This is a genomic window from Vibrio sp. LQ2 (assembly GCF_023920125.1).
GTDB classification, from domain to species: Bacteria; Pseudomonadota; Gammaproteobacteria; order Enterobacterales; family Vibrionaceae; genus Vibrio; species Vibrio fluvialis.
Genome location: NZ_CP085308.1, coordinates 11,587 through 33,213, shown reverse-complemented (window position 1 = coordinate 33,213; position 21,627 = coordinate 11,587). Strand labels below are relative to the sequence as shown.

23 protein-coding genes are annotated in these 21,627 nt (G+C 51.4%); 11 read left to right on the top strand and 12 right to left on the bottom strand.

Features of this window, described 5'->3' with window-relative positions; all coding sequences use genetic code 11:
• Positions 1 to 8: 8 nt before the first annotated feature.
• The 4 genes from galK to LGV68_RS00210 all read right to left on the bottom strand — a co-directional run bounded on the left by galK (position 9) and on the right by LGV68_RS00210 (position 3,907).
• Complete coding sequence (galK, locus tag LGV68_RS00225; protein WP_222801485.1) at positions 9 to 1,172, bottom strand: galactokinase; 1,164 nt, start codon at positions 1,170 to 1,172, stop codon at positions 9 to 11.
• Between the two features lie 61 nt (positions 1,173 to 1,233).
• On the bottom strand, positions 1,234 to 2,289 hold the full coding sequence (locus tag LGV68_RS00220; protein WP_252536796.1) for a UDP-glucose--hexose-1-phosphate uridylyltransferase: 1,056 nt from the start codon (positions 2,287 to 2,289) through the stop codon (positions 1,234 to 1,236).
• 18 nt (positions 2,290 to 2,307) lie between these two features.
• The gene (gene galE / locus LGV68_RS00215; RefSeq protein ID WP_172570574.1) at positions 2,308 to 3,324 is read right to left on the bottom strand and encodes a UDP-glucose 4-epimerase GalE; all 1,017 of its coding nucleotides are present in this window, start codon (positions 3,322 to 3,324) and stop codon (positions 2,308 to 2,310) included.
• A gap of 295 nt (positions 3,325 to 3,619) precedes the next feature.
• Positions 3,620 to 3,907 carry a helix-turn-helix domain-containing protein gene (locus LGV68_RS00210; protein ID WP_020331146.1) on the bottom strand — a complete coding sequence of 96 codons (288 nt, stop codon included), beginning with the start codon at positions 3,905 to 3,907 and terminating at the stop codon, positions 3,620 to 3,622.
• Positions 3,908 to 4,110: 203 nt separating this feature from the next.
• Here LGV68_RS00210 and LGV68_RS00205 point away from each other — a divergent pair, with 203 nt between their 5' ends.
• From LGV68_RS00205 to LGV68_RS00190, 4 genes are read left to right on the top strand one after another with little or no spacing between them, the layout of a single operon-like run.
• Positions 4,111 to 4,458 carry an ArsC family reductase gene (locus tag LGV68_RS00205; protein ID WP_020331145.1) on the top strand — a complete coding sequence of 116 codons (348 nt, stop codon included), beginning with the start codon at positions 4,111 to 4,113 and terminating at the stop codon, positions 4,456 to 4,458.
• A gap of 16 nt (positions 4,459 to 4,474) precedes the next feature.
• A complete protein-coding gene (gene dapE / locus LGV68_RS00200) occupies positions 4,475 to 5,611 on the top strand; it encodes a succinyl-diaminopimelate desuccinylase (protein WP_222733465.1) in 1,137 nt (378 codons plus the stop codon).
• The gene (locus LGV68_RS00195; protein WP_024373510.1) at positions 5,611 to 6,297 is read left to right on the top strand and encodes a M15 family metallopeptidase; all 687 of its coding nucleotides are present in this window, start codon (positions 5,611 to 5,613) and stop codon (positions 6,295 to 6,297) included. Before dapE ends, LGV68_RS00195 begins: the two co-directional genes overlap by 1 nt.
• Positions 6,297 to 6,494, top strand: coding sequence for a DUF2897 family protein (locus LGV68_RS00190; protein WP_024373511.1), 198 nt, complete (start codon positions 6,297 to 6,299; stop codon positions 6,492 to 6,494). The genes LGV68_RS00195 and LGV68_RS00190 overlap by 1 nt, the downstream gene beginning before the upstream one ends.
• A 31-nt stretch (positions 6,495 to 6,525) precedes the next feature.
• Here the strand turns inward: LGV68_RS00190 and bamC are convergent, their stop codons facing one another.
• Both bamC and dapA read right to left on the bottom strand, forming a co-directional pair.
• Positions 6,526 to 7,560 (bottom strand): outer membrane protein assembly factor BamC, encoded by a 1,035-nt coding sequence (gene bamC, locus LGV68_RS00185; RefSeq protein ID WP_020331141.1) that lies wholly within the window; start codon positions 7,558 to 7,560, stop codon positions 6,526 to 6,528.
• Positions 7,561 to 7,617: 57 nt separating this feature from the next.
• Positions 7,618 to 8,496, bottom strand: coding sequence for a 4-hydroxy-tetrahydrodipicolinate synthase (dapA, locus tag LGV68_RS00180; protein ID WP_024373512.1), 879 nt, complete (start codon positions 8,494 to 8,496; stop codon positions 7,618 to 7,620).
• A gap of 280 nt (positions 8,497 to 8,776) precedes the next feature.
• On the opposite strand from dapA, the gene LGV68_RS00175 reads away from it, so the two are divergent.
• Positions 8,777 to 9,319: a glycine cleavage system protein R gene (locus LGV68_RS00175; RefSeq protein WP_020430660.1), complete on the top strand. Its 543-nt coding sequence runs from the start codon at positions 8,777 to 8,779 to the stop codon at positions 9,317 to 9,319.
• 17 nt (positions 9,320 to 9,336) lie between these two features.
• Positions 9,337 to 9,804 (top strand): thioredoxin-dependent thiol peroxidase, encoded by a 468-nt coding sequence (gene bcp, locus LGV68_RS00170; RefSeq protein WP_020331138.1) that lies wholly within the window; start codon positions 9,337 to 9,339, stop codon positions 9,802 to 9,804.
• A 104-nt stretch (positions 9,805 to 9,908) separates the two neighbouring features.
• Here the strand turns inward: bcp and LGV68_RS00165 are convergent, their stop codons facing one another.
• The 3 genes from LGV68_RS00165 to LGV68_RS00155 all read right to left on the bottom strand — a co-directional run bounded on the left by LGV68_RS00165 (position 9,909) and on the right by LGV68_RS00155 (position 13,289).
• On the bottom strand, positions 9,909 to 11,780 hold the full coding sequence (locus LGV68_RS00165; RefSeq protein ID WP_252536023.1) for a methyl-accepting chemotaxis protein: 1,872 nt from the start codon (positions 11,778 to 11,780) through the stop codon (positions 9,909 to 9,911).
• A 206-nt stretch (positions 11,781 to 11,986) separates the two neighbouring features.
• The gene (locus tag LGV68_RS00160) at positions 11,987 to 13,060 is read right to left on the bottom strand and encodes an AI-2E family transporter (RefSeq protein WP_020331136.1); all 1,074 of its coding nucleotides are present in this window, start codon (positions 13,058 to 13,060) and stop codon (positions 11,987 to 11,989) included.
• Complete coding sequence (locus LGV68_RS00155; RefSeq protein ID WP_020331135.1) at positions 13,053 to 13,289, bottom strand: sulfurtransferase TusA family protein; 237 nt, start codon at positions 13,287 to 13,289, stop codon at positions 13,053 to 13,055. The genes LGV68_RS00160 and LGV68_RS00155 overlap by 8 nt, the downstream gene beginning before the upstream one ends.
• 268 nt (positions 13,290 to 13,557) lie before the next feature.
• On the opposite strand from LGV68_RS00155, the gene LGV68_RS00150 reads away from it, so the two are divergent.
• The 4 genes from LGV68_RS00150 to LGV68_RS00135 are packed head-to-tail and all read left to right on the top strand — an operon-like array spanning position 13,558 to position 16,390.
• Positions 13,558 to 15,015, top strand: coding sequence for a M48 family metallopeptidase (locus LGV68_RS00150; RefSeq protein ID WP_020430656.1), 1,458 nt, complete (start codon positions 13,558 to 13,560; stop codon positions 15,013 to 15,015).
• Positions 15,016 to 15,039: 24 nt separating this feature from the next.
• Positions 15,040 to 15,390, top strand: a complete 351-nt coding sequence (arsC, locus tag LGV68_RS00145) for an arsenate reductase (glutaredoxin) (RefSeq protein ID WP_020430654.1) — start codon at positions 15,040 to 15,042, stop codon at positions 15,388 to 15,390.
• Positions 15,387 to 15,962, top strand: coding sequence for an NAD(P)H:quinone oxidoreductase (wrbA, locus tag LGV68_RS00140; RefSeq protein ID WP_252536022.1), 576 nt, complete (start codon positions 15,387 to 15,389; stop codon positions 15,960 to 15,962). Before arsC ends, wrbA begins: the two co-directional genes overlap by 4 nt.
• Positions 15,959 to 16,390 carry a DUF2069 domain-containing protein gene (locus tag LGV68_RS00135; protein WP_020331131.1) on the top strand — a complete coding sequence of 144 codons (432 nt, stop codon included), beginning with the start codon at positions 15,959 to 15,961 and terminating at the stop codon, positions 16,388 to 16,390. Before wrbA ends, LGV68_RS00135 begins: the two co-directional genes overlap by 4 nt.
• A gap of 68 nt (positions 16,391 to 16,458) precedes the next feature.
• Here the strand turns inward: LGV68_RS00135 and LGV68_RS00130 are convergent, their stop codons facing one another.
• A complete protein-coding gene (locus LGV68_RS00130; RefSeq protein ID WP_252536021.1) occupies positions 16,459 to 17,658 on the bottom strand; it encodes a DUF2066 domain-containing protein in 1,200 nt (399 codons plus the stop codon).
• A gap of 220 nt (positions 17,659 to 17,878) precedes the next feature.
• On the opposite strand from LGV68_RS00130, the gene LGV68_RS00125 reads away from it, so the two are divergent.
• Complete coding sequence (locus tag LGV68_RS00125) at positions 17,879 to 19,129, top strand: uracil-xanthine permease family protein (RefSeq protein ID WP_020331752.1); 1,251 nt, start codon at positions 17,879 to 17,881, stop codon at positions 19,127 to 19,129.
• Positions 19,130 to 19,185: 56 nt separating this feature from the next.
• Here the strand turns inward: LGV68_RS00125 and ybaK are convergent, their stop codons facing one another.
• On the bottom strand, positions 19,186 to 19,665 hold the full coding sequence (gene ybaK, locus LGV68_RS00120) for a Cys-tRNA(Pro) deacylase (protein WP_024374803.1): 480 nt from the start codon (positions 19,663 to 19,665) through the stop codon (positions 19,186 to 19,188).
• 162 nt (positions 19,666 to 19,827) lie between these two features.
• On the bottom strand, positions 19,828 to 21,489 hold the full coding sequence (gene ushA / locus LGV68_RS00115; protein WP_252536020.1) for a bifunctional UDP-sugar hydrolase/5'-nucleotidase UshA: 1,662 nt from the start codon (positions 21,487 to 21,489) through the stop codon (positions 19,828 to 19,830).
• Between the last annotated feature and the right edge of the window lie 138 nt (positions 21,490 to 21,627).

Genomic DNA, 21,627 nt, shown 5'->3' with positions numbered 1-21,627 from the left:
AGTGACGATCACTCGAATTCTTTTACCAGGCCAGCACCTTCTTTGGCCTGACACACATAAATGGTTTCTTTCAAGCCAGTTGCGGCCTGATATTGCTGCTCGATAGCGACTTTGACATCGTTGACCAACGCAGGTGGCACCAGCGCTACCACGCACCCACCGAAGCCGCCTCCAGTCATACGTACGCCGCCTTGCTCACCGATCACGGCTTTGACAATCTCAACCAGGGTATCGACCTCTTTGACGGTAATTTCAAAATCATCACGCATGGACGCATGTGATGCAGCCATCAGTTGGCCCATGGTTGCCATGTCGTTGGCACGCAGTGCATCCGCCGCGGCTAACGTGCGATCATTTTCCGTAATGATGTGACGCGCGCGCTTAGCCACCACTTCGCTCAACTCAACCTGACGACGCGTAAACTCTTCAATCGTTACGTCACGCAATGCTTTCACGCCAAAAATACGCGCCGCTTCTTCGCACTGCTGGCGACGGGTGTTGTATTCACTGTCGACCAGGCCACGCTGCTTATTGGAGTTGATAATCACAATCGCCATATCTTCCGGCATCGATACCGCTTGCGTCTCCAAACTGCGGCAGTCGATCAGCAGCGCATGATTCTCCCGCCCTTCGGCAGAAATCAGCTGATCCATGATGCCGCAATTGCAGCCGACGAACTGGTTCTCGGCCTGCTGGCCATTGAGTGCCACCTCGGCTTGCGAGATATCCAGCGCAAACAGCTCTTTAAACGTCTGACCGATGACCACTTCCAGCGCCGCCGAGGAGCTCAACCCCGCGCCTTGCGGCACGTTACCGCTCACTGCGATGTCGGCGCCGCCGAGGGCATAACCACGTTCAAGCAGAAATTTCACCACGCCGCGAATGTAGTTGGCCCACATTTTATCCGCTTGAAATTCAATTGGCGCGTCGAGCGCAAACTCATCCTGCGCATTGGCATAATCGACCGCAATGATGCGTACGCGGTTATCATCACGCTTGGATGCCGCCACCACGGTTTGGTAGTTAATCGCACATGGCAACACAAAACCGTCGTTGTAATCGGTGTGCTCACCAATCAGGTTAACCCGGCCCGGCGCCTGAATAACATGGCTCGGCGCAAAACCCAGGACGTGTTCGAAGGAGCGAATCACGTTTTGAATCAGTTCAGACATAGGACTTTCCACAATTCTCTTCACGAGTACCACCACAGGGTACTCTGGTGTTTATTCGTTATTAAGGCTGTTCTTTGTAGTGAACATCGCTCAGTTCACGCAGGCGCTGCGCGGCCTGTTCCGGAGTTAAATCTCGCTGAGTTTCTGCCAGCATTTCATAGCCCACCATAAACTTACGCACGCTCGCACTGCGCAGCAGCGGCGGATAGAACAGTGCGTGTAACTGCCAGTGTTCTATATCGCTGCCGTCGTCAAAAAACGGCGCATAATGCCAGCCCATTGAGTACGGGAATGAGCACTGGAACAGGTTGTCATAGCGACTGGTCAGCTTTTTTATCGCCAGGGCTAAATCGTCGCGCTGATCATCGCTCAGTTCACTCATGCGGCGAACGTGGGTTTTCGGCAGCAGCATGGTTTCAAATGGCCACGCTGCCCAATATGGGACCACTGCCAGCCAGTGCTCAGTTTCCACCACATTACGTGAACCATCGGCCAATTCCGCTTGCACATAATCCACCAGCAGATTGCTGCCCTGCTGATCGAAGTAGGCTTTCAGGTGTTGGTTTTTACGCTCAATTTCATTCGGCAGAAAGCTGTTGGCCCAGATCTGGCCATGCGGGTGCGGCTGAGAACACCCCATCGTCTCGCCTTTGTTTTCGAATGCTTGTACCCAGACATACTCTTTACCAAGTGCTTCAATCTGCTCGTTCCAGGTATCAATCACGCCGCGAATCTGCGCCAGTGGCAGCTCAGGTAGCGTTTTGCTGTGATCCGGTGAAAAGCAGATCACGCGGCTCAGCCCACGCACCCCTTGAATTTTAAACAACGGACTGCGGGATGGCGGTGCGTCCGGCGAATCCGTCATCAGCGCGGCAAAATCATTGTTGAAGACGTACGTACCGGTGTAAGCCGGGTTCACGTCGCCCGACACACGCGTATTTCCCGGGCACAAGAAACAGTGATGATCGTAGCTTGGAAGCTCTGCAGTTGACGGTTTTTCATCCTGACCGCTCCAAGGGCGTTTCGCGCGATGCGGAGAAACCAACACCCATTGCCCGCTCAACGGGTTATAACGGCGGTGTGGGTGATCCACCGGATTGAATTCTATCGTCGACATTTGTGTCATGACCCCTGCTTAAACGTCGTATCCCTGAGGATTATTTGATTGCCAGCGCCAGGTATCCGCCGTCATGTCTGCCAAGCTCAGTTTCGCCTGCCAGCCTAGTTCACGCTGCGCCTTTTCAGTACTGGCCCAACACTCGGCAATATCGCCCGGACGACGCGGACAAATTTCATAAGGCACCGCCTTGCCACACGCCTGGCTGAAGGCATTGACCATATCCAGTACGCTGGAGCCTTTACCCGTACCCAAGTTATAAATATGCAGACCGGCTTGTGTGCCGACCACCTGCAACGCGGCGATGTGACCATCGGCCAGATCCATCACATGAATATAGTCACGGACGCCAGTGCCATCCGGTGTCGCGTAATCATTGCCAAACACCGCCAGTTTTTCACGGCGCCCCACGGCAACCTGAGCAATAAACGGCATCAGGTTATTCGGAATGCCTTGGGGGTCTTCCCCCATGGTGCCTGACGGATGCGCGCCAACCGGGTTAAAGTAACGCAGCAGAGTGATGCTCCATTCGGGTTCAGCAAGCACTAAATCTGACAAGCACTGCTCCACCATGTACTTGCTGCGGCCATACGGGTTGGTGGTCGCGCCTGTTGGAGAAGTTTCGGTAATCGGTACAGTTTGTGGGTCACCATAAACGGTCGCCGACGAACTGAACACTAGACTTTTCACGCCCGCTTTACGCATGCTGCGCACCAGCACTAACGTGCCGTTGACGTTGTTGTCGTAGTACTCAATCGGCTTGCTGACTGACTCCCCCACCGCTTTGAGGCCGGCAAAGTGAATCACGGCTTGTACGTCGTGCTTGGCAAAGACGGAATCCAGGAACGCTTCATCACGAATATCACCCTGATAAAATGCCGGGCGCACCCCCGTTAAGGCTTCAATTCGATTCAATACTTCTGCTTTTGCATTGCACAAGTTATCGACCATGATTGGGGTCATCCCCGCCGCAATCATCTGCACACATGTGTGGCTGCCGATGTAGCCCATACCGCCAGTGATTAGAACGTCCACCTGTCACCTCTCCGCTGATTTGAATTGCATTGAGTCTATCAGCAGCCCAGCGCCGACTTCTGTGATTACACTCTCAAAGTGAAAACGTTTCCACAAACATTCACACCGAGGTGACTATGCTATTATTGGAATTAGATACTACTGAAAAATAAGAGGAAGGCCATTAGGGCAAACGTTTCCAGAAAACAACATGCCTGCATTGAGCGGTAACCAAACCACACAATACAGACTGAACACGGTGAATGAACGACTTTACGGAAGGGAAGAAAGAAGAAAGCCAGCACAGGCTGGCTTGTTATGCACTAAATCCTAAACTCGCGGCGATATCACATCTGCGATCCAGAACCCATTGACTGTCAAAGGGCCCCCAATCTGACAACTGATAATAGCCGTCATTGTGGCGCCGACCGTCCTGAACGAACATCAGTTCAATGCCGATCCCCGGCAGGGCTTTAAGTACGTCCTGAATAGTACGACGAGGCCACCCCGTTTTCTCGATTAACTTCGGAACATTAGGCCGTTCCAGACTTTCAACAAGCAAGGCTAAATAAAGGCGCCTTGCAAAAACAGGACTCAATTCCATTGATTACCTCCTAATCTGTGCAAGGCACATTATTTCTGTTTTGCCAGTAAGTTTGTTGAGTTCGATCAATAACTCTCCAATCCTAGTCAATAGCCGTGGATTTTTTTTATTCAGTAAAATATCTGCATCACACTTTTGTCAGATGACAGGCTTCCTGTTAGGATTTGGCAAACACCAAAATAAGCAGCATTCAAAGGATTTTTATGACCATCACGATGTACGGTATCCCCAACTGCGACACGATAAAAAAAGCGCGCAAATGGCTGGAAGCACAAGGCGTTAATTACCAGTTTCACGACTACCGCAAAGACGGTATCGATGCAGCGCTGGTGAGCGAGTTTTGTCAGGCTCTGGGCTGGGAAAATGTGCTCAACAAACGTGGCACCACTTTTCGCCAACTGAGCCAAGAGCAGAAAGACACCCTCAACGCTGACACCGCTATCAACCTGCTGGTTGAACAACCTGCGATGATCAAACGCCCGCTGCTGCGCGTTGATGGTGATCTTCATCTAGGCTTCAAAGCCGAGCAATACGCTTCTCTTTTCTCTTAATACAAGGATTTCAAGGATGACAGACAGCCCTGTACTGGCTCTCGCAAAAGATTTAATCAGCCGCCAATCAGTGACGCCGGTCGACGCCGGTTGCCAGGACTTGATGATTGAGCGTCTTAAAGCACTCGGATTTGAAATCGAAATGATGGTGTTTGAAGACACCACCAACTTCTGGGCCCGCCGTGGCACGCAAGCACCGCTGTTTGCGTTTGCTGGTCACACAGACGTGGTTCCGGCTGGCCCTCTGGCTCAGTGGCACACTCCACCGTTTGAGCCAACCGTGATTGATGGTCATTTGCATGGCCGCGGCGCTGCGGACATGAAAGGCTCACTGGCATGCATGGTGGTGGCCGTGGAGCGTTTTATCGCTGAGCATCCGGATCATGCTGGCTCGATTGCGTTTCTGATTACCTCGGATGAAGAAGGCCCGTTCATCAACGGCACCACGCGTGTGGTGGATACCCTGATGGCCCGCGATGAGAAAATCGATATGTGTGTGGTGGGGGAACCTTCAAGCACACATGCCGTTGGCGATGTGGTCAAGAACGGCCGCCGTGGCTCCATCACGGGCGATCTGACCGTAAAAGGCGTGCAAGGTCACGTGGCTTACCCGCACCTGGCCAACAACCCGGTTCATCAAGCTCTACCTGCATTGGCGGAGCTGGCCGCAACCACCTGGGATGAAGGCAACGAATACTTCCCACCAACCAGTTTCCAGATCCCGAATCTGCAGGCCGGCACTGGCGCGTCAAACGTGATTCCGGGCGAGTTTCATGTGCAGTTTAACTTCCGTTTCAGTACCGAGCTGACCGATGACGAAATCAAACGTCGCGTACACTCAACACTGGATGCGCACGGCCTGGAATACGACCTCAAATGGACGCTGAGCGGTCACCCGTTCCTGACTGACACTGGCGCGCTGCTCGATGCGGTGGTAAAAGCGGTGGGTGAAGTGAATCATCAGGAACCACAACTGCTAACGACAGGTGGAACGTCTGACGGCCGCTTTATCGCGCAAATGGGAGCGCAGGTGGTTGAACTGGGTCCGGTAAACGCCACCATTCACAAAGTGAACGAGTGCGTCAACATTGCCGATCTGGAAAAACTGACCGACATGTATCAAAAAACTCTGGAGAATCTACTCGCCAAATGATGACACCTGAGCAGCTGACCGGACAAACCGCGTCGCACCTTGTTGAAGTGATGGTGGGCCAGAAGGCATTTCTGGTTCATCCGCAAGTCAGCGCGGATCTGCTGTCTCTGAAACAGGCGGCGGATGAGGCGGGTTTTGTGTTCAACATTGCCAGTGGTTTTCGTCCGTTTGAACGCCAACTGGCGATTTGGAACCGAAAAATGTCGGGGGATACCGCCATTTTGGACGTCAACAGTCAGCCGCTCGACACTAGCCACTGGTCTGAAGCCGACAAAGTGCACGCCATTTTGCGCTGGTCTGCCCTGCCCGGTGGCAGCCGTCATCATTGGGGGACTGATTTTGATGTGTTCGATCGCAGTGCTCTGCCCCCGGGCGAAACATTGCAGCTCGAACCCTGGGAATATCTCGAGGCGCATCAGCGTCCGTTTTATCAATGGTTGAAGACTAACCTCGCCCGCTTCGGCTTCTTCTTTCCGTATCGGGAGAAAGGCTCAGGAGTGGCATTTGAACCATGGCACATCAGTCATCGTATCGTCAGTGAACAGTGTCTCCAAGCGCTGACACTGCCGGTGTTGGCACAGCAATTGGCGTCAGCCCCCATTTTAGGCAAGCAGTGCGTGCAACAAGACCTTGGTCAGATCTACACTCAGTACATCACTCAGATCAGCCGAGGTGAAAGTGTATGATGGATTTTCTGTTTAATCCGTGGGTGATCACCATCGTTATCGTGTGTGTGTTTGTCGGCAATATTGCTGCACTTAAGTACACTGCGACGATGAAACTGGGTCAGATGGGTAAGAAGAGCGATCTCGACAAACTCAATGAGCTCGACAAGCAAAATCAGTCATCCGCTTCTGATAAAGAAACAAAAAAGGGACGCTAGCGTCCCTTTTCTATTTGGCTTTCCTGCCCGCTTACTGCTGAGCTGTTTTTTTCTCATCAACGATGGCGGCCAACACTGGCACCATTTCTTTCAGCAATTCTTCCTCAACCGGTTTACCCGCTGAGTTGGTCACGTTGATGGAAGTACGGTTACCCAAATCACCAAACAGGAAGGTGTAAGTGCCTGACCCTAAGTTCATTGGTTTCACGCCGATATCATTCCAGAATTCGTCATCTGGCGACGCGTATTTTGCTTTCATCGTACCTTGAGACTGGTTACGTTCCTCAATCTTGAAGCCCATCTTAGGCAGCAGATCAGGCAGACGTTGCCACAGCACATCATAAGGAGTACGGGCGATGATCACCGGGAAGCCACTGCGGTCTGAACCCATGGTAACCGGAATCTGTTTCACCAGCTCTTGCGCTTTACGCGCCGCTTCAGCTCGCACATCCTGATCGTAACGAGACGTCACCAGGTTAGTCATAAAGGCGTTATAGCGCTCTTTGTTGGTCGCAGTCACCGGCTTCTGTTTGCCGCCCTCACGCCAGTCAATCAGAGAGATCTTAAATCCGTAGCGGTTGTTGGCTTCAACGCGGCTCAACTCGTAGCGGCTACCCATTTCCGTATCTTCGTCTTCGGAGACCCAAGTCACCCAATCAGTTTCGATATGGTTAGCGTTTTCCTGTAGCGCTTTGATGTTGTGCTCTTGCATCATGGTCTTCGCCACCTGCCACACTTTGTCCGCTTCATCTTTACGGATCATCCACAAAGTGACTTCGCCATTCTGGCGTTCAGCGCGAGCACCGGGAATCAGTTCCAGCACTTGCTGCGGCGGGCGAATATCAACCACTGGGCCGATGCCACCTTTAAAATCACCTTGGGGAATATCGTAATCGGGATAAAACTGCGGCGTTGCGTCTTGCGGCAAAACCCACTGTTTGAAATCTTTCGTATCCAGGTAGGCAAAATCATTTTTGGCTTGGCGGCGTTGCGTCGGAGTGCTCGAACAGGCACTCAAAACCAAAACAGCCAGTGATCCAACCACCAGCTGGCGCGATAACTTCATTGAAACTCCTAAAATTTGCCGAGGCATGAAAACCTCGGCATTGTAATGGATAGCGCCTTATAAAATACAGGCTTCTGTCATTGCTTGGGCAACAAGTGGGCGCGCTTGTTCAGAGAGTTCCGTTAAAGGTAGACGCAGATCACCTTCTGCAATCAGACCCAGCTTGTGTGCTGCCCATTTCACTGGAATTGGGCTTGACTCGACAAACAGGCCTTTGTGCAGTGGCATCAGGCGTTGGTTGATGACTTCTGCTTCATCAAACTTACCTTCCAGTGCCAGGTGCATCATTTTTGCCATATCGGCAGCAGCGACGTTATTCGTTACTGAAATCACACCCTGGCCACCCAGTTTCACAAACTCCAGACCGGTTGCATCGTCACCGCTGAGCAGTACGAAATCGTTACCACACAGTTCTCGGTGCAACGCCACGCGGCTTAAATCACCTGTTGCATCTTTGAGTGCGACAATGTTTTTTAGTTCCGACAAACGTGCAACAGTTTCTGGACGCAAGTCAACTGCGGTACGGCCTGGTACGTTGTAAAGGATGATTGGAATATCGGTTTCTTGTGAAATCGCTTTGTAGTGCTGGAACAAACCTTCTTGAGTCGGTTTGTTGTAGTAAGGCGTTACGCTCAGGTAGCCGGCAATGCCTGTGTTGTTCAGCAGACGGCTGAACGTCACGGATTCGTGAGTAGCATTAGCTCCGGTACCGGCGATCACCGGAATACGGCCGTCCGAGAACTCGACGGTCTTTTCAACAACTTTGACATGCTCTTCGATAGTGAGTGTGGATGACTCACCGGTTGTTCCTACAGAAACAATGGCGTCAGTACCGGCTTCGATGTGGTAGTCTACCAGCTTCTTCAGGCTAAGATAGTCAACCTCACCGTCGTGGTTGAAAGGTGTAATTAACGCGACGATACTTCCTGAAAACATGTCTATCTCCCTAGATTGATAACTTCTGCATGGTACTGCATGGGGCTTGAAAAACACAAGGGGGGAAATTCGCTTAAACAGCCCTTATGAGTGAATATTTATCAGATGTTAGACTTTAGGCCAACTCTGCCTTTTGCTACCGAGTTATACACCCCTTGAAAATCCCCTTGTCAGACACACGTGATTTTGTGAAAACGCATACAGAAAAACACGTTTTGTTCCGCTCTTTCTATACTTTAACTGTGTTAACATGCCGAAAAACACTAAGCGAAGCGACTCTATGACTCAACATTTAGTGATCACCGCCGTGGGTACTGACCGGCCAGGGATTTGCAACCAAGTAGTCAAACTGGTAACCCAGGCTGGCTGTAATATTATCGACAGCCGAATTGCCCTGTTCGGAAATGAATTCACCCTCATCATGCTGGTTTCCGGCAATGCCAACAGCATCACCCGCGTGGAAACTCTGCTGCCCCTGTTAGGTCAGGAGCAGGATCTGATCACCATGATGAAGCGCACGTCGCCGCATGCTCAGCAGGCCAACGCGTACACGGTGGAAGTCTATGTCGAATCGGATGACAAACCCGGTCTGACAGAAAAGTTCACCCAGTTCTTTGCTGATCGCAACATTGGCATGGCGTCACTCAGCGCGCAGACGATCGATAAACTCAAGCTGGAACGGGAAACCAACCAGTTCCAAATCGCGATTACAGCGCACGTTGATAGTGACTACAATCTGATGCAGTTGCAGGAAGAATTTGATGCTTTGTGTCAGACGTTTGATGTACACGGGTCGCTTAATTTCATTAAAAACAGCTTATAAAAACGAAAGGAAGAACCATGAATACACTCAAGGCAGGTTCGCCAGCTCCGGCTTTCTCTCTTCTCGATCAGGACGGCAACACCGTTTCGCTGTCTGATTTCGCCGGCAAAAAAGTCCTGTTCTACTTCTACCCGAAGGCCATGACTCCGGGTTGTACTGTGCAAGCGCAAGGCATGCGTGATGTGAAAAGTGAATTGGATGCCCATAACGTTGTGGTCTTAGGTGTGAGCATCGACCCGGTAAAACGTTTGGGTAAGTTCATCGAACGTGACAACCTGAACTTCACTCTGCTGTCTGACGAAGATCACGCTGTCGCTGAGCAATTCGGCGTGTGGGGCGAGAAGAAGTTTATGGGCAAGGTGTATGATGGCCTGCACCGCATCAGTTTCCTGATTAACGAAAACGGCGTCATCGAACACGTTTTCGACAAGTTTAAAACCAAAGACCACCACGAAGTGGTTCTGGATTATCTGAACAACAAATAATCACCACGCCACTATTTCGTGCGATTGCTTAAATGATTAAATTGCATAAATAATCAAAAAGGCCAGTCTTAAAGACTGGCCTTTTTCGTTACGGATTGCGGAAACTACACGATGAATTTATTCAGGATTGCATCCTGCTCACGCACGTTTTCGGTCTGTACTTGCATTGCGATGTTGGCCTCTTCCGCTGACTCAGAAACCTGAGTCGACAGATCTTTGATCTTCACGGTGTTGTTGTTGATCTCTTCCGCCACCAGGCTCTGCTCTTCAGCCGCCGAGGCAATCTGGATATTCATATCGCTGATTTGTTGAATCGCATTCCGGATACGTTGCAGTGCCGCATCCGCCAGTTGCGATTTCGCCACCGCATCTTCCGCCGTCGATTTACTCTCGTTCATCGCCACCGACACCGAGCTCGCGCCCGCTTGCAGTTGCTCAATCATGCTGCGAATTTCAGTCGTGGATTGCTGTGTACGCTGCGCCAGCGTGCGCACTTCGTCGGCAACTACGGCAAAACCACGACCTGATTCACCAGCACGCGCAGCTTCGATGGCCGCGTTCAACGCCAGCAAGTTAGTCTGGTCAGCAATGTCGTTGATCACTTTCAAAATGGTTTCGATGTTCGCCGTCGCCGATTCGAGGCCGCGTACTTCTTCTACCGCCATTTCGATGTGCGCCGATAAGCGGTCAATCGACTTAGTGGTGTCGCTGACCACGCGTGAACCTTCAACCGTTGCATCGTCCGCTTCTTTCGCTGCTGACGCGGCACCCTGGGCATTATTGGCCACTTCGGTTGCCGTCACTGCCATCTCGTGCATCGCCGTGGCCAGTTGTTCCAGCTCGTGCAACTGAGCACGCATCGCTTCAGCAGAGCCGTGCACGGTGCCCATCGTTTGCTCCGCTCCGCGCATGATCTCTTCACCGATAGCTTTCGACTGCTTAATCTGATGTTGCAGCGTTTCGGTAAAGATATTGAACCCCTTCGCCAGTTCAGCAAACTCTTTGTCGGTATCGGTGCTCAAACGTTTCGTCAGATCGCCCTGACCCGACGCCACATCCTGAATCGCATCATTGAGTACGCCCAATGGACGCATCAGCACTTTGATCAGCAGGCTCAGACCAATCACGCTCAGCACCAGACCAATAACAGTGTAGATGATGGAGCTGTTACGCAGATCGGAGACCGCAGCAAACGCAATTGACTCATCGATAATCGCACCAATGTACCAGTTCTCGCTTGGCACCAGAGTAAAGTTGACCATAAACGGATGACCATCAATCTCAATGCGCTGCGTTCCTTCTTTCAGTTGCACCTGAGGGAGATAGGTATTGAGCTTCTGACCGTTGTTTTTGGTGTCAGGGTGCGCAATGGTAGTGCCGTCAGCGGTCACGATAAACAGGTAACCAGCGTCAAACAGGTTGATCGAGTTAACCAGATCCGCCAACTTGGTTAGCTCCAGATCGTAGAACATTGCCGCTTTGAACTGTCCGTTCTCATAAACTGGGGTACCAATCGAAATGATGGTTTTCTTGGTCGAGACGTCGACATAAGGATCGGTAACGGTCAGTTTGCCGACTCTCTTCGCATCGACGAACCAAGGACGTTTACGCGGGTCGTAATCGGCGCCCGGTTCCCAACCGTCGTCATTTTCGACCACGGTGCCGTCGGCATCATAGCCCAAACCCACCGCTAGGAAGCTGCTCTTGAGTTTTGGTTTCTCAAGCACATTTTTCACGTAAGCACGATCTTCGGGGTTAAGCTCCAGCACTTCCGTCATCGACTGAGCCAGCGCTTTTTTGCTGGTCATTTCTGATGTGATGGTGTTTTTCACCCCAGCCACCATTTCTTTCAGGCTGCTGTTGACCAGAGACTCAACTTCCGAGCGAACGGTGCTGAGCTGTTGAATAGATAAAAGTAAAATAACGATTAATAGTAGCGCGGATGATGCAGCCACAATTTTTTGGCTAAATCTCATAGTTTCCCTCAACTCACAAGCTCTAAGTGGATTTCCATTTTTTATAGTTATTAGTTGTTATATCGACTAGCCAAATCGGAACTTGAGGAACAGTAACATCCCTTAACCTATATTTTACTCAATAATTTTGATCTCGCTTCACGAATGCTAAAAAACAAACGCCCCATCAAAAAATGATGAGGCGTTCATGTAACAAGCAGATAAGGCTATGCGTTAGGCTGCGGTGGCTCTTCTTCAATACTTGGCAGGGCGTTCCACACTGCTTTCACCAAAGTTGCCAATGGAATGGCAAAGAATACACCCCAGAATCCCCAGAGTCCGCCAAAGACCAGCACTGCGACGATAATCGCCACCGGATGCAGGTTCACCGCTTCAGAAAACAGCACTGGCACCAGCACGTTACCATCCAGAGCCTGAATGATGCCGTAGGCGATCAACAGATAATAGAAAGGTGGTGTCATTCCCCACTGGAACAAGCCGACAATCGCCACCGGAACGGTGACCGCTGCCGCCCCAATGTATGGAATCAACACGGAGAAACCCACAGCGACTGCCAGCAACACTGAATAGCGCAGATCCAAAATGGCAAACGTCACATAGCTGACCCCACCGACAATCAGGATCTCCAGCACTTTGCCGCGAATATAGTTTGAGATTTGCTGGTTCATTTCGTCCCAGACTTTGGTCGCCAGCTTACGGTTGCGCGGTAACACACCACGCACCATGCTCAGCATTTCCTGTTTATCTTTAAGCAGGAAGAACACCAGCAGCGGCACCAGAATCAGATACACCGCTAATGTGGCGATGCTGACCAGTGAAGCCAACGAACCTTTCACGACCGACTCGCCCATTCCCAACGCTTTATTTTTCGCGTTGATCATGATGGATTCAACAATTTGCAGGTTGGCCAGTTCAGGATAACGTTCCGGCAACGTAGCAATAAACTTCTGCAGGCCGTTATACATGTTCGGAATGTCGTTCACCAGATTGACGATCTGCTGCCAAATGGTGGGCACGAGGCCAAACACCGCCAGCAACATCAGGCCGGTAAAGATCAAAATCACCAGAATCACCGACAGCGTGCGCGGGATTTTCATACGGCACAATTGCACCACCGGCCATTCGAGCAGATACGCCAGCACAATCGCCACCAGCAAAGGAGCAATCAGATGACCAAAGAAGTAAATCGTGATGAAGCCAAAAAACAGAATAGCGACAAGGCTGACTGCATGGGGATCGGAGAAACGTCGTTTATACCAACGACTCACCATTTCAAACATTGGAGGCTGTCTCCTTTATGACATGAAGCGAGAAATGCTCAGTGAACGTCTGGCTCTGACAGACAAATTGCTGTCTTAGCAAGTAGGATTCGATATCGCGCTTGGAACTTGGGTCGCTAAGCAGAATGGTCACCGATTCACCATCTTGCAGCTGGGCGGTGTGACGTTTCGCAAGTAATAACGCCATTGGGCAACGCTGCTGACGCAAATCGAGAATATTCGGTTCCATTCTGTCGCTCAATCCTTAATATAGGTGAGACATTGTATAGCCTTTTACGCTGGGTGCCAGTTTTTCTCTCCCGCTAAAAATCGTTACAATTCATTGCTTACTTATTCCTATCCATCGGTGAGGTGATAGGGAAACCAATCCATTCTGACAATGTCTTATATCCAAACGACCTGAAGTTGCAGATAGGCGATTGAACAGAGCCGCCCCGCTGTAACTTCGTGAAGAACTGGGGATAGTGGAAGATGATTTTGGAGTATCACCTATAACTATGATAGTAAAACGTACTCGCTCATTCGTGTGCCTTTGCCTTGCTGCCGCTCTGGCGACGCCTTCGCTGACCTATGCCGACACCATTGAGCTGCCGGATATCGGCACGGTGGCCGGTTCGACCCTGACCATCGATCAGGAGCGCATTTACGGCGATGCTTACATGCGTATGCTGCGCAACAGCCGCCCGGTCATCAATGACCCGGTGCTGAACGAATATATCGACTCTTTGGGCCATCGTCTGGTTGCCAACGCCGACGATGTGAAAACCCCGTTTACCTTTTTTATGATTCGCGACCGCGACATCAACGCCTTTGCCTTCTTCGGCGGTTATGTCGCGCTGCACTCCGGGCTGTTTTTGCATGCGCAATCGGAGAGTGAACTCGCCTCCGTCATGGCGCACGAAATTGCGCACGTGACCCAGCGCCATCTGGCGCGCAGTATGGAAGATCAGGCGCGCCGCTCTCCGGCAACCATTGCCGCTTTGGCAGGCTCTCTGCTGTTGGCGATTGCGGCTCCGGAAGCGGGGATCGCCGCGATCACCGCCACAACGGCGGGCAACATGCAAAGTCAGATCAACTACACACGCGCCAACGAAAAAGAAGCGGATCGCTTCGGTATTGCCACTCTGGCCAAAGCCGGATTTGACGTCAATGCCATGCCACGCTTCTTTGGCCGTCTGGCGGATGAATACCGATACGCCAGCAAACCGCCACCGATGCTGCTGACTCACCCGCTGCCGGAAGACCGGATCACCGACAGCCGCGCCCGCGCCCAGCAATACACACCGGTGCGTCTGCAACCATCACTCAACTATCATCTGGCGCGCTCGCGAATTGTGGCCCGCTATGCAGGTATCGACAGCGATGCCGCTCTCGACTGGTTTAACCGCACGCAGAAAAAGGCCGAACCTTCACTGCACCCGGCTTTTGAATACGGCAAAGCGCTGGTTTATGTCGATACCAAACAGTACGCCAAAGCAGAACCCCTGCTGGATGCCCTGCTGAAAAGCGACCCTTACAACGGATTCTATCTCGATGCGGTGTCCGACCTTTATCTCGCCACCGATCGTCCGGAAAAAGCACAAGCTTTATTGAGTTCAGCTCTGAAACAGAAGCCGAATAACGCCGTGCTGACCATCAATTACGCCAATGCGATGATGAAGGAAGAAAAATACGCCGACGCGATTCGCACTCTCCAGCGTTACACGCACGATAACCCGAACGATACCAATGGCTGGCAACTGTTGTCCGAAGCCAATATTCGTTTGGGTAACAGCGCGGAAGATTTGGCCGCCCGCGCCGAAATTTTTGCCCTCAAGGCCAACTGGAACAAAGCCATTCAGTTTTATACTCAGGCCAGCCAGCTAGCCAAGCTGGGCAGTTTAGAACAAGCGCGTTACGACGCACGCATCGACCAATTGATGGTGCAGCGTGACCGATTCTTGTCACTCCAATAACAAAAAAACGATGAAGGAAAAATTATGTCAGTCGTGATTTATCACAACCCTCGATGTTCAAAAAGCCGTGAAACACTGGCATTGCTGGAAGAGAAAAACATTCAGCCACAGGTCGTCAAGTACCTTGAAGAGCCACTGAGTGTGGCGCTGCTGAAAGAACTCTATGCTCAACTGGGTCTGACTCAGGTTCGCGACATGATGCGCACCAAAGAAGATCTGTACAAAGAACTGAATCTGGCGGATGTCAGCCTGTCTGATGACGCTTTGTTTGCTGCTATGGTTGAAAACCCGAAACTGATTGAACGCCCAATCGTCGTAGCCAACGGCAAAGCGCGTCACGGTCGCCCACCGGAGCAGGTACTGGACATTCTATGAGTTGTCGTCTGGTTGTGCTGTATTACAGCCGACATGGTGGTACACAGGCGCTGGCGCGCCAGATTGCCCGAGGCATTGAATCGGTAGCGGGCTGTGAAGCTGTGCTGCGTACCGTACCTGAGCTGACGGAACGAGACGGCCTGACTGACGATCCTAGTCTGACGTTGGATGAGCTTCGTCACTGCGATGGTCTGGCGATGGGCAGTCCGGTGTGGTTTGGCAATATGGCCGCTCCGCTCAAGCATTTCTGGGATCAAACGACGCCGTTGTGGCTCAGTGGCGATCTGATTGATAAACCCGCGTGTGTGTTTACCACCTCATCGACACTGCACGGAGGTCAGGAAACCACTCAGCAAACCATGATGATGCCGCTGCTGCATCACGGCATGCTGGTGCTGGGGATCCCCTACTCAGAACCCGCGCTGCACACCACAACGGCTGGCGGCACGCCTTATGGCGCGAGCCATGTTTCAGGGCACAACGACCGTATCACCAGCGATGAAAGCACGCTGGCTCAAAGTTTAGGAAAACGCCTTGCAGTGATTGCAAGCCAATTAAAGGAAAAACCATGAGCGTCGAAATGTCGCCACGCACCACGCTGTTTCGCTGGCTTGCGCTTGGCGGGAACTTGTCTCTCTTAGGCTGGATTGCCTTGTGGCAACTGGAGTTATCTCCTCATCCACACATCAACCCGGTGACGCTGACGGTTGCCTGGCTGATTCCCCTGCTGCTGCCGTTACCCGGCATTCTGGCAGGAAAGCCATACACCCATGCGTGGGCCAACTTCATTCTGATGTTCTACTTTCTCCACGCCTTTACCATTTTGTATGTTGATGGCGGCGAACGGTTGCTGGCAGCGGTTGAACTGTTGCTGACTCTGGTCGCCTTCATGGGTAACATTCTCTATGCCCGTCATCGCGGCAAAGAACTGGGACTCAAACTAACCAAGCTGTCGGAAGTAGAAAAACAAGAACGGGCCCGTTTTGATAACAAGCAGTAGCCTCCTGTTTTTGAACAACTTGTGATAAAAAAAGCGCCTCTTCAGGCGCTTTTTTTATGTTCGACTTGTTAACCCAGCCATTGAAAATAGAGCGTCTGGATGGTCGGTTCTGCTGGCGTGGTTTCTGGCTGCACTTCTGTCGCGGCTTCAACCGGAGTTAATACCGGTTCCACATTTTGAACAGGCAGCTCAATAGTCTCTCCGGCTGGCACTGCCGCATCATCAACCACCGGAACTGCATCAGATGGCGCCACTTCAGGTTCCGGCATCGGTTCGATCGGCGCTTCGCCTTTTTCCACTCGTCCCATACGCAGTACTTCCTGCTCAAACTCACTTTCGCTGGTCAGCAGATGCACTTTAAACGTCACATTATTTCCCTGAATTTTCAGAATATCGAGTGACGCTACTGAGCTCAGACGTTTCAGATTCTCTTCCAGCGTGAAGAAAGAGATAGCACCGTTCACTGGCTTAAATGATGCCAGCACAGCTTCTGAGGATTCGCTGCTGACCAATACGGCATTTTTCTTCGCGTAGTAATCACTCAGCTCATCCACCATGTCTGCGGCCGCGCTGTCGCCAGAGGCCTGGCCGCTGATTGGGCTTTTTGGTGCCGCAATCATGTTGGCCGCATTTTGGTCGTAGAGTGTCCAGCGCAGATTCGAGCCTTGTGCACGCACCACCAACACCGCGTCGGTCGGATAGCGTTGACTTGCCAAACTGATTGGCTGGGAAAATCCGCCCCAGAGATCAGACACCTGCACCCCGGTGATATCATCAAAATCACCGACAGGAACTGTGATTGGCAGACCACGCAACTGCGCGCTGGCTTTCAGTTGATTGAGCAACGATGTATTCGCATGCTCCCAGCTGATGCTGCGATCGTAATTGGACTCTTCCACCAGCCACACCAGCAGATTGGCACGATTTTCCGGCCAGAATGGCAACTGTGCCTGAGTCAGCAAGGTACGAATATGCGGACCACTAAAGCCCATACGAATCGTTTTGGCGTCGCCTTGCTGGCCATAGCTGATTTGATTCAGATACTGAGAATTCTGGCGCAGCGCTTTTTGAATGACACCGTTGGTGACCGACTCTTTATCGCCCGTGGCGCGGACGATAACTTGCTGCATGCCGCTGATTCGTGCAGCCGCATCCGCATTGTCTTGCTGCTCATCAATCACGACTTCTGTTTGATATAAATTGACTTTCGTCAGCGCAAACGCGGGCAGACTCATCAGCCCGACCATCAACAAAGCTAAGTAGCGCATAGTGTTCCTAGGTCCTCAATTGTGAAGGTTGATGATAAGCAACTATCCCCCTTCGGGCAAGGAAACGCCGCCAGTATCGCGTCAAAAACTCCCCAATTTACACAATGGTATTTCGCCGGAGTAAACTAAAAATAATCAAAATTTTGATCCAGTTTAAATGGCAATCGATTGCAAAAGTGATAGAATCCCGCGAATTTTGTTCAGTATCAGGGAAAATACAATGAAAAATGCCATTCAAGGCGCACAGATGCTATTTGTCGCATTTGGTGCTCTGGTTCTTGTACCGTTGTTAACCGGTCTTGATCCTAACGTTGCACTTTTCGGTGCTGGTATCGGCACCCTCCTCTTCCAAATCATTACTCGCCGCTCCGTTCCAATCTTTCTTGCTTCTTCTTTCGCTTTCATCGCTCCTATTATGTACGGTATCCAAGCTTGGGGTATTGCTGCAACCATGGGCGGCCTGATGGCAGCTGGTGCGGTCTACATCATTCTGGGTGTGGTGATTAAAGTGCGTGGTGTGGAGATCATCCACAAGTTGCTGCCACCTGTGGTTGTGGGTCCGGTGATCATGGTGATCGGTCTGGGTCTGGCTCCTGCTGCGGTCAACATGGCACTGGGTAAAACCGGCGACGGCTCGGTACAACTGGTCAACGGTGACGCGGCATTGTGGATCTCATGCGTATCGCTGCTGGTGACGATTGTCATCAGCGTGTTTGCAAAAGGTTTCTTCAAACTGCTGCCAATTTGTGGTGGTATCGCGGCGGGTTACGCACTGTCTCTGTACTTCGGTGTGGTCAGCTTTGCGCCGGTTCAACAAGCCGCGTGGTTTGCACTGCCAAACTTTACTTTCCCTGAATTTAACATTAACGCCATTCTGTTCATGATCCCGGTTGCGATTGCACCGGCGGTTGAACACGTAGGCGATATGCTGGCTATCTCTAACGTCACCGGCAAAGACTACATCAAGAAACCTGGCCTGCACCGCACTATCGCGGGTGACGGAGTGGCAACGATGGCAGCCACTTTCCTTGGCGCGCCACCAAACACGACCTACAGTGAAGTCACTGGCGCTGTGATGCTGACCAAAGCCTTCAACCCAGTCATCATGACCTGGGCAGCCGTGACAGCCATTGTTCTGGCGCTGGTGGGTAAACTGGGCGCGCTGCTGCAAACCATTCCGGTTCCGGTGATGGGCGGCATCATGATTCTGCTGTTCGGTTCTATTGCCACAGTGGGCCTGAACACGCTGATCAAAAACCACGTGGATCTGCACAAATCACGTAACCTGGTGATTGTTGCGGTGACGCTGGTGTTTGGTATCGGCGGTATGGCTTTCGGTATCGGTGAGTTCAGTCTGCAAGGCGTGAGCTTGTGCGGTATTATCGCGATTATCCTGAACCTGGTTCTGCCACATGACTTGGGCGAAAACCACATTGTTGATAATGCACAAATGGAAGAAGGTCAGAACTGATCGCTTCCTGAATATAAGAACGGCCTCATCTGAGGCCGTTTTTTTATGTCACACGCTTAAGCGTCCTGACACAGGTCGACAAACTGTGCGCGGGTCAATGAGGCCAAATCCTTAGGCGCTAGCTCAATTTCCAGCCCACGTTTACCGGCGCTGACACACATGGTTGGCAGGGCCTCTGCGCTGATGTGAATGAAGGTCGGCAACGCTTTCTTTTGTCCGAGAGGGCTGATGCCTCCCACCACATAACCCGTTGTCTTCTGAGCAATGTCCGGATTCGCCATATCGGCCTTTTTCGCTTTTGCCGCTTTGGCCGCGAGTTTTAAATTCAGTTTCTGCTCCACCGGAATCACCGCGACAGCCAGATTCTTCTCCTCACCATTGAGACAAAACAGCAGTGTTTTGAATACTGTTTTCGGATCCTGTCCCAATGCCTGTGCGGCTTCTAAACCGTAACTGCTGTGGTTGGGATCGTGCTCGTACTGGTGAATGGTGTGAGAAACTTTCTTTTTCTTCGCAAGATTAATCGCTGGAGTCATGGTGAATCGGTCCTTTATACCAATCAGGATAAGCCCATCCGGGCCTATAGTGATTCGTACCAATGAGATAAAAAAACAGGCGATGCGCCAAAGCACATCGCCTGTTAGTTAAAGGGATTCAACGAGTTGAGTCAACGCTTTCCTGATAGCAAAACGTTTTCGTTACTTATAAACAATCTCGCCTGCTGGTGCGAAGCGGTTAACATCTACCGGGCTGTTCGCTTCCAGGTAATCTTTCAGCACTTCCGCGTCCACGAAACCTGTGTTCACAAAACCCGGGTGATCCGTGATTTTCGGATAACCGTCACCGCCCGCAGCGTTGAAGCTTGGCACAGTGAAGCGATAGTTCTCATCCAGACGCAGCTGTTTGCCACCGATGAACACATTCGACACTTTGCCTTCCGCTACCGTCATTGTGATGCCAGCAAATTGTGCGTAGGCACCAGAGTCCACTGGCTTGGTTGCCACCACGTTAAGGTAGTCCATCACTTCCTGGCCCGTCATGTCCACATAGCTCACGATGTTGCCAAATGGCTGTACTTTCAACACGTCTTTGTAGGTTACATCACCAGCAGGAATGGAATCACGCACGCCGCCTGAGTTCATGATGGCAAAATCCGCTTTAGCGCGTTGCATGTGCGCCATCGCGATCATTCGGCCCAGGTTGGTTTGTTGGAAACGCACCACATCGCGGTCGCCTTCCAGCTTACCGTTGGTTTCTGCAATCTTGACATTCAGCTGAGCCGAACCTTTTTCCTGATATGGGCGCAGGAACTCGAGCATCGCTTGGTCTTCTTTGATTTCAGACGTTGCAAATACGCGCTTGCTTTCACCGTTGACCTTCACTTTTTTCTTCAGGTTAACCGGGATCAGGTTGTAACTCACCATATTCAGTTCACCGTTACGGAATTCGTAATCGGCACGGCCCACGTATTTACCCCACTCGTATGCCTGAACGATGTAAGTCCCGTTTTGAATGTCCGGTTTACACTCGTCACCCGGAACGAAGTTTTTCTTCACCAGGTTCGGGCCTTCCATACAGACCGGCTCTTGCGAGTGACCGCCAACGATCATATCCAGTTCACCCGCAGGCAGGAAGCGCGCCAGTGCTACGTCGCCCGGCGCATTGATGCCGTGTTCGCCATTTTGGTAGTGGCCCATGTGCGTTACCGCGATGATCAGATCCGGATGCTCGTTATCTTTAAGCTCTTCGATCACTTTTTTCGCTTCCGCTTTTGGATCGCGGAAATCGATGCCACCGATGTATTCCGGGTTGCCAATCTTAGCGGTGTCTTCCGTCGTCAGACCGATAACCGCAATCTTGATGCCCTGCTTGTCGAAAATGTGATAAGGCTGGAACAGGCGTTTGCCCGTTGCCTTGTCGTAAGTGTTAGCCGACAGCATAGGGAAGTTTGCCCACTCTTCCTGCTTAAACAGGACTTCAAGCGGGTTATCGAATTCATGGTTACCGATCGCCATCGCGTCGTAACCAATCTGGCTCATACCTTTAAAATCAGGCTCTGCATCCTGCAGGTCAGATTCTGGTACACCAGTATTGATGTCACCGCCCGACAGCAGCAACACACTGCCGCCTTGCGCTTCAACATCGGCACGAATCTGGTCAATCAGGGTCTTACGCGCAGCCATGCCGTATTCACCGTAGTTATTTTGCCAGAAGCGTCCATGATGGTCATTGGTATGCAGAATGGTCAATTTGTACGTTTTGTCTTGTTGCCATTCATGCGCTGGCTGCGAAGCACAACCAGCCAGCGATGCAATAATCGCTGCACTTAACACGGATTTCAGGAGTAAGCCTTGTTTCATTGTCATACCTTTCAACTGATGGGGGTCCACTGCTTTTCTGTTCAAATTGTAGTCAGCTGGCGTGCACTTGGAGCGTACACCCAGCGCCAACCGACTGATAAAACATGAACTAATTTAAAGTAAGCTTGATGATGTGAC

What these genes read in the sequence shown, in the direction of transcription:
- galK (WP_222801485.1), bottom strand. Translation starts at nt 1,172, where the DNA reads ATGTCTGAACTGATTCAAAACGTGATTCGCTCCTTCGAACACGTCCTG.
- LGV68_RS00220 (WP_252536796.1), bottom strand. Translation starts at nt 2,289, where the DNA reads ATGTCGACGATAGAATTCAATCCGGTGGATCACCCACACCGCCGTTAT.
- LGV68_RS00210 (WP_020331146.1), bottom strand. Translation starts at nt 3,907, where the DNA reads ATGGAATTGAGTCCTGTTTTTGCAAGGCGCCTTTATTTAGCCTTGCTT.
- LGV68_RS00205 (WP_020331145.1), top strand. Translation starts at nt 4,111, where the DNA reads ATGACCATCACGATGTACGGTATCCCCAACTGCGACACGATAAAAAAA.
- dapE (WP_222733465.1), top strand. Translation starts at nt 4,475, where the DNA reads ATGACAGACAGCCCTGTACTGGCTCTCGCAAAAGATTTAATCAGCCGC.
- LGV68_RS00195 (WP_024373510.1), top strand. Translation starts at nt 5,611, where the DNA reads ATGACACCTGAGCAGCTGACCGGACAAACCGCGTCGCACCTTGTTGAA.
- LGV68_RS00190 (WP_024373511.1), top strand. Translation starts at nt 6,297, where the DNA reads ATGGATTTTCTGTTTAATCCGTGGGTGATCACCATCGTTATCGTGTGT.
- bamC (WP_020331141.1), bottom strand. Translation starts at nt 7,560, where the DNA reads ATGAAGTTATCGCGCCAGCTGGTGGTTGGATCACTGGCTGTTTTGGTT.
- dapA (WP_024373512.1), bottom strand. Translation starts at nt 8,496, where the DNA reads ATGTTTTCAGGAAGTATCGTCGCGTTAATTACACCTTTCAACCACGAC.
- LGV68_RS00175 (WP_020430660.1), top strand. Translation starts at nt 8,777, where the DNA reads ATGACTCAACATTTAGTGATCACCGCCGTGGGTACTGACCGGCCAGGG.
- bcp (WP_020331138.1), top strand. Translation starts at nt 9,337, where the DNA reads ATGAATACACTCAAGGCAGGTTCGCCAGCTCCGGCTTTCTCTCTTCTC.
- LGV68_RS00165 (WP_252536023.1), bottom strand. Translation starts at nt 11,780, where the DNA reads ATGAGATTTAGCCAAAAAATTGTGGCTGCATCATCCGCGCTACTATTA.
- LGV68_RS00160 (WP_020331136.1), bottom strand. Translation starts at nt 13,060, where the DNA reads ATGTTTGAAATGGTGAGTCGTTGGTATAAACGACGTTTCTCCGATCCC.
- LGV68_RS00155 (WP_020331135.1), bottom strand. Translation starts at nt 13,289, where the DNA reads ATGGAACCGAATATTCTCGATTTGCGTCAGCAGCGTTGCCCAATGGCG.
- LGV68_RS00150 (WP_020430656.1), top strand. Translation starts at nt 13,558, where the DNA reads ATGATAGTAAAACGTACTCGCTCATTCGTGTGCCTTTGCCTTGCTGCC.
- arsC (WP_020430654.1), top strand. Translation starts at nt 15,040, where the DNA reads ATGTCAGTCGTGATTTATCACAACCCTCGATGTTCAAAAAGCCGTGAA.
- wrbA (WP_252536022.1), top strand. Translation starts at nt 15,387, where the DNA reads ATGAGTTGTCGTCTGGTTGTGCTGTATTACAGCCGACATGGTGGTACA.
- LGV68_RS00135 (WP_020331131.1), top strand. Translation starts at nt 15,959, where the DNA reads ATGAGCGTCGAAATGTCGCCACGCACCACGCTGTTTCGCTGGCTTGCG.
- LGV68_RS00130 (WP_252536021.1), bottom strand. Translation starts at nt 17,658, where the DNA reads ATGCGCTACTTAGCTTTGTTGATGGTCGGGCTGATGAGTCTGCCCGCG.
- LGV68_RS00125 (WP_020331752.1), top strand. Translation starts at nt 17,879, where the DNA reads ATGAAAAATGCCATTCAAGGCGCACAGATGCTATTTGTCGCATTTGGT.
- ybaK (WP_024374803.1), bottom strand. Translation starts at nt 19,665, where the DNA reads ATGACTCCAGCGATTAATCTTGCGAAGAAAAAGAAAGTTTCTCACACC.
- ushA (WP_252536020.1), bottom strand. Translation starts at nt 21,489, where the DNA reads ATGAAACAAGGCTTACTCCTGAAATCCGTGTTAAGTGCAGCGATTATT.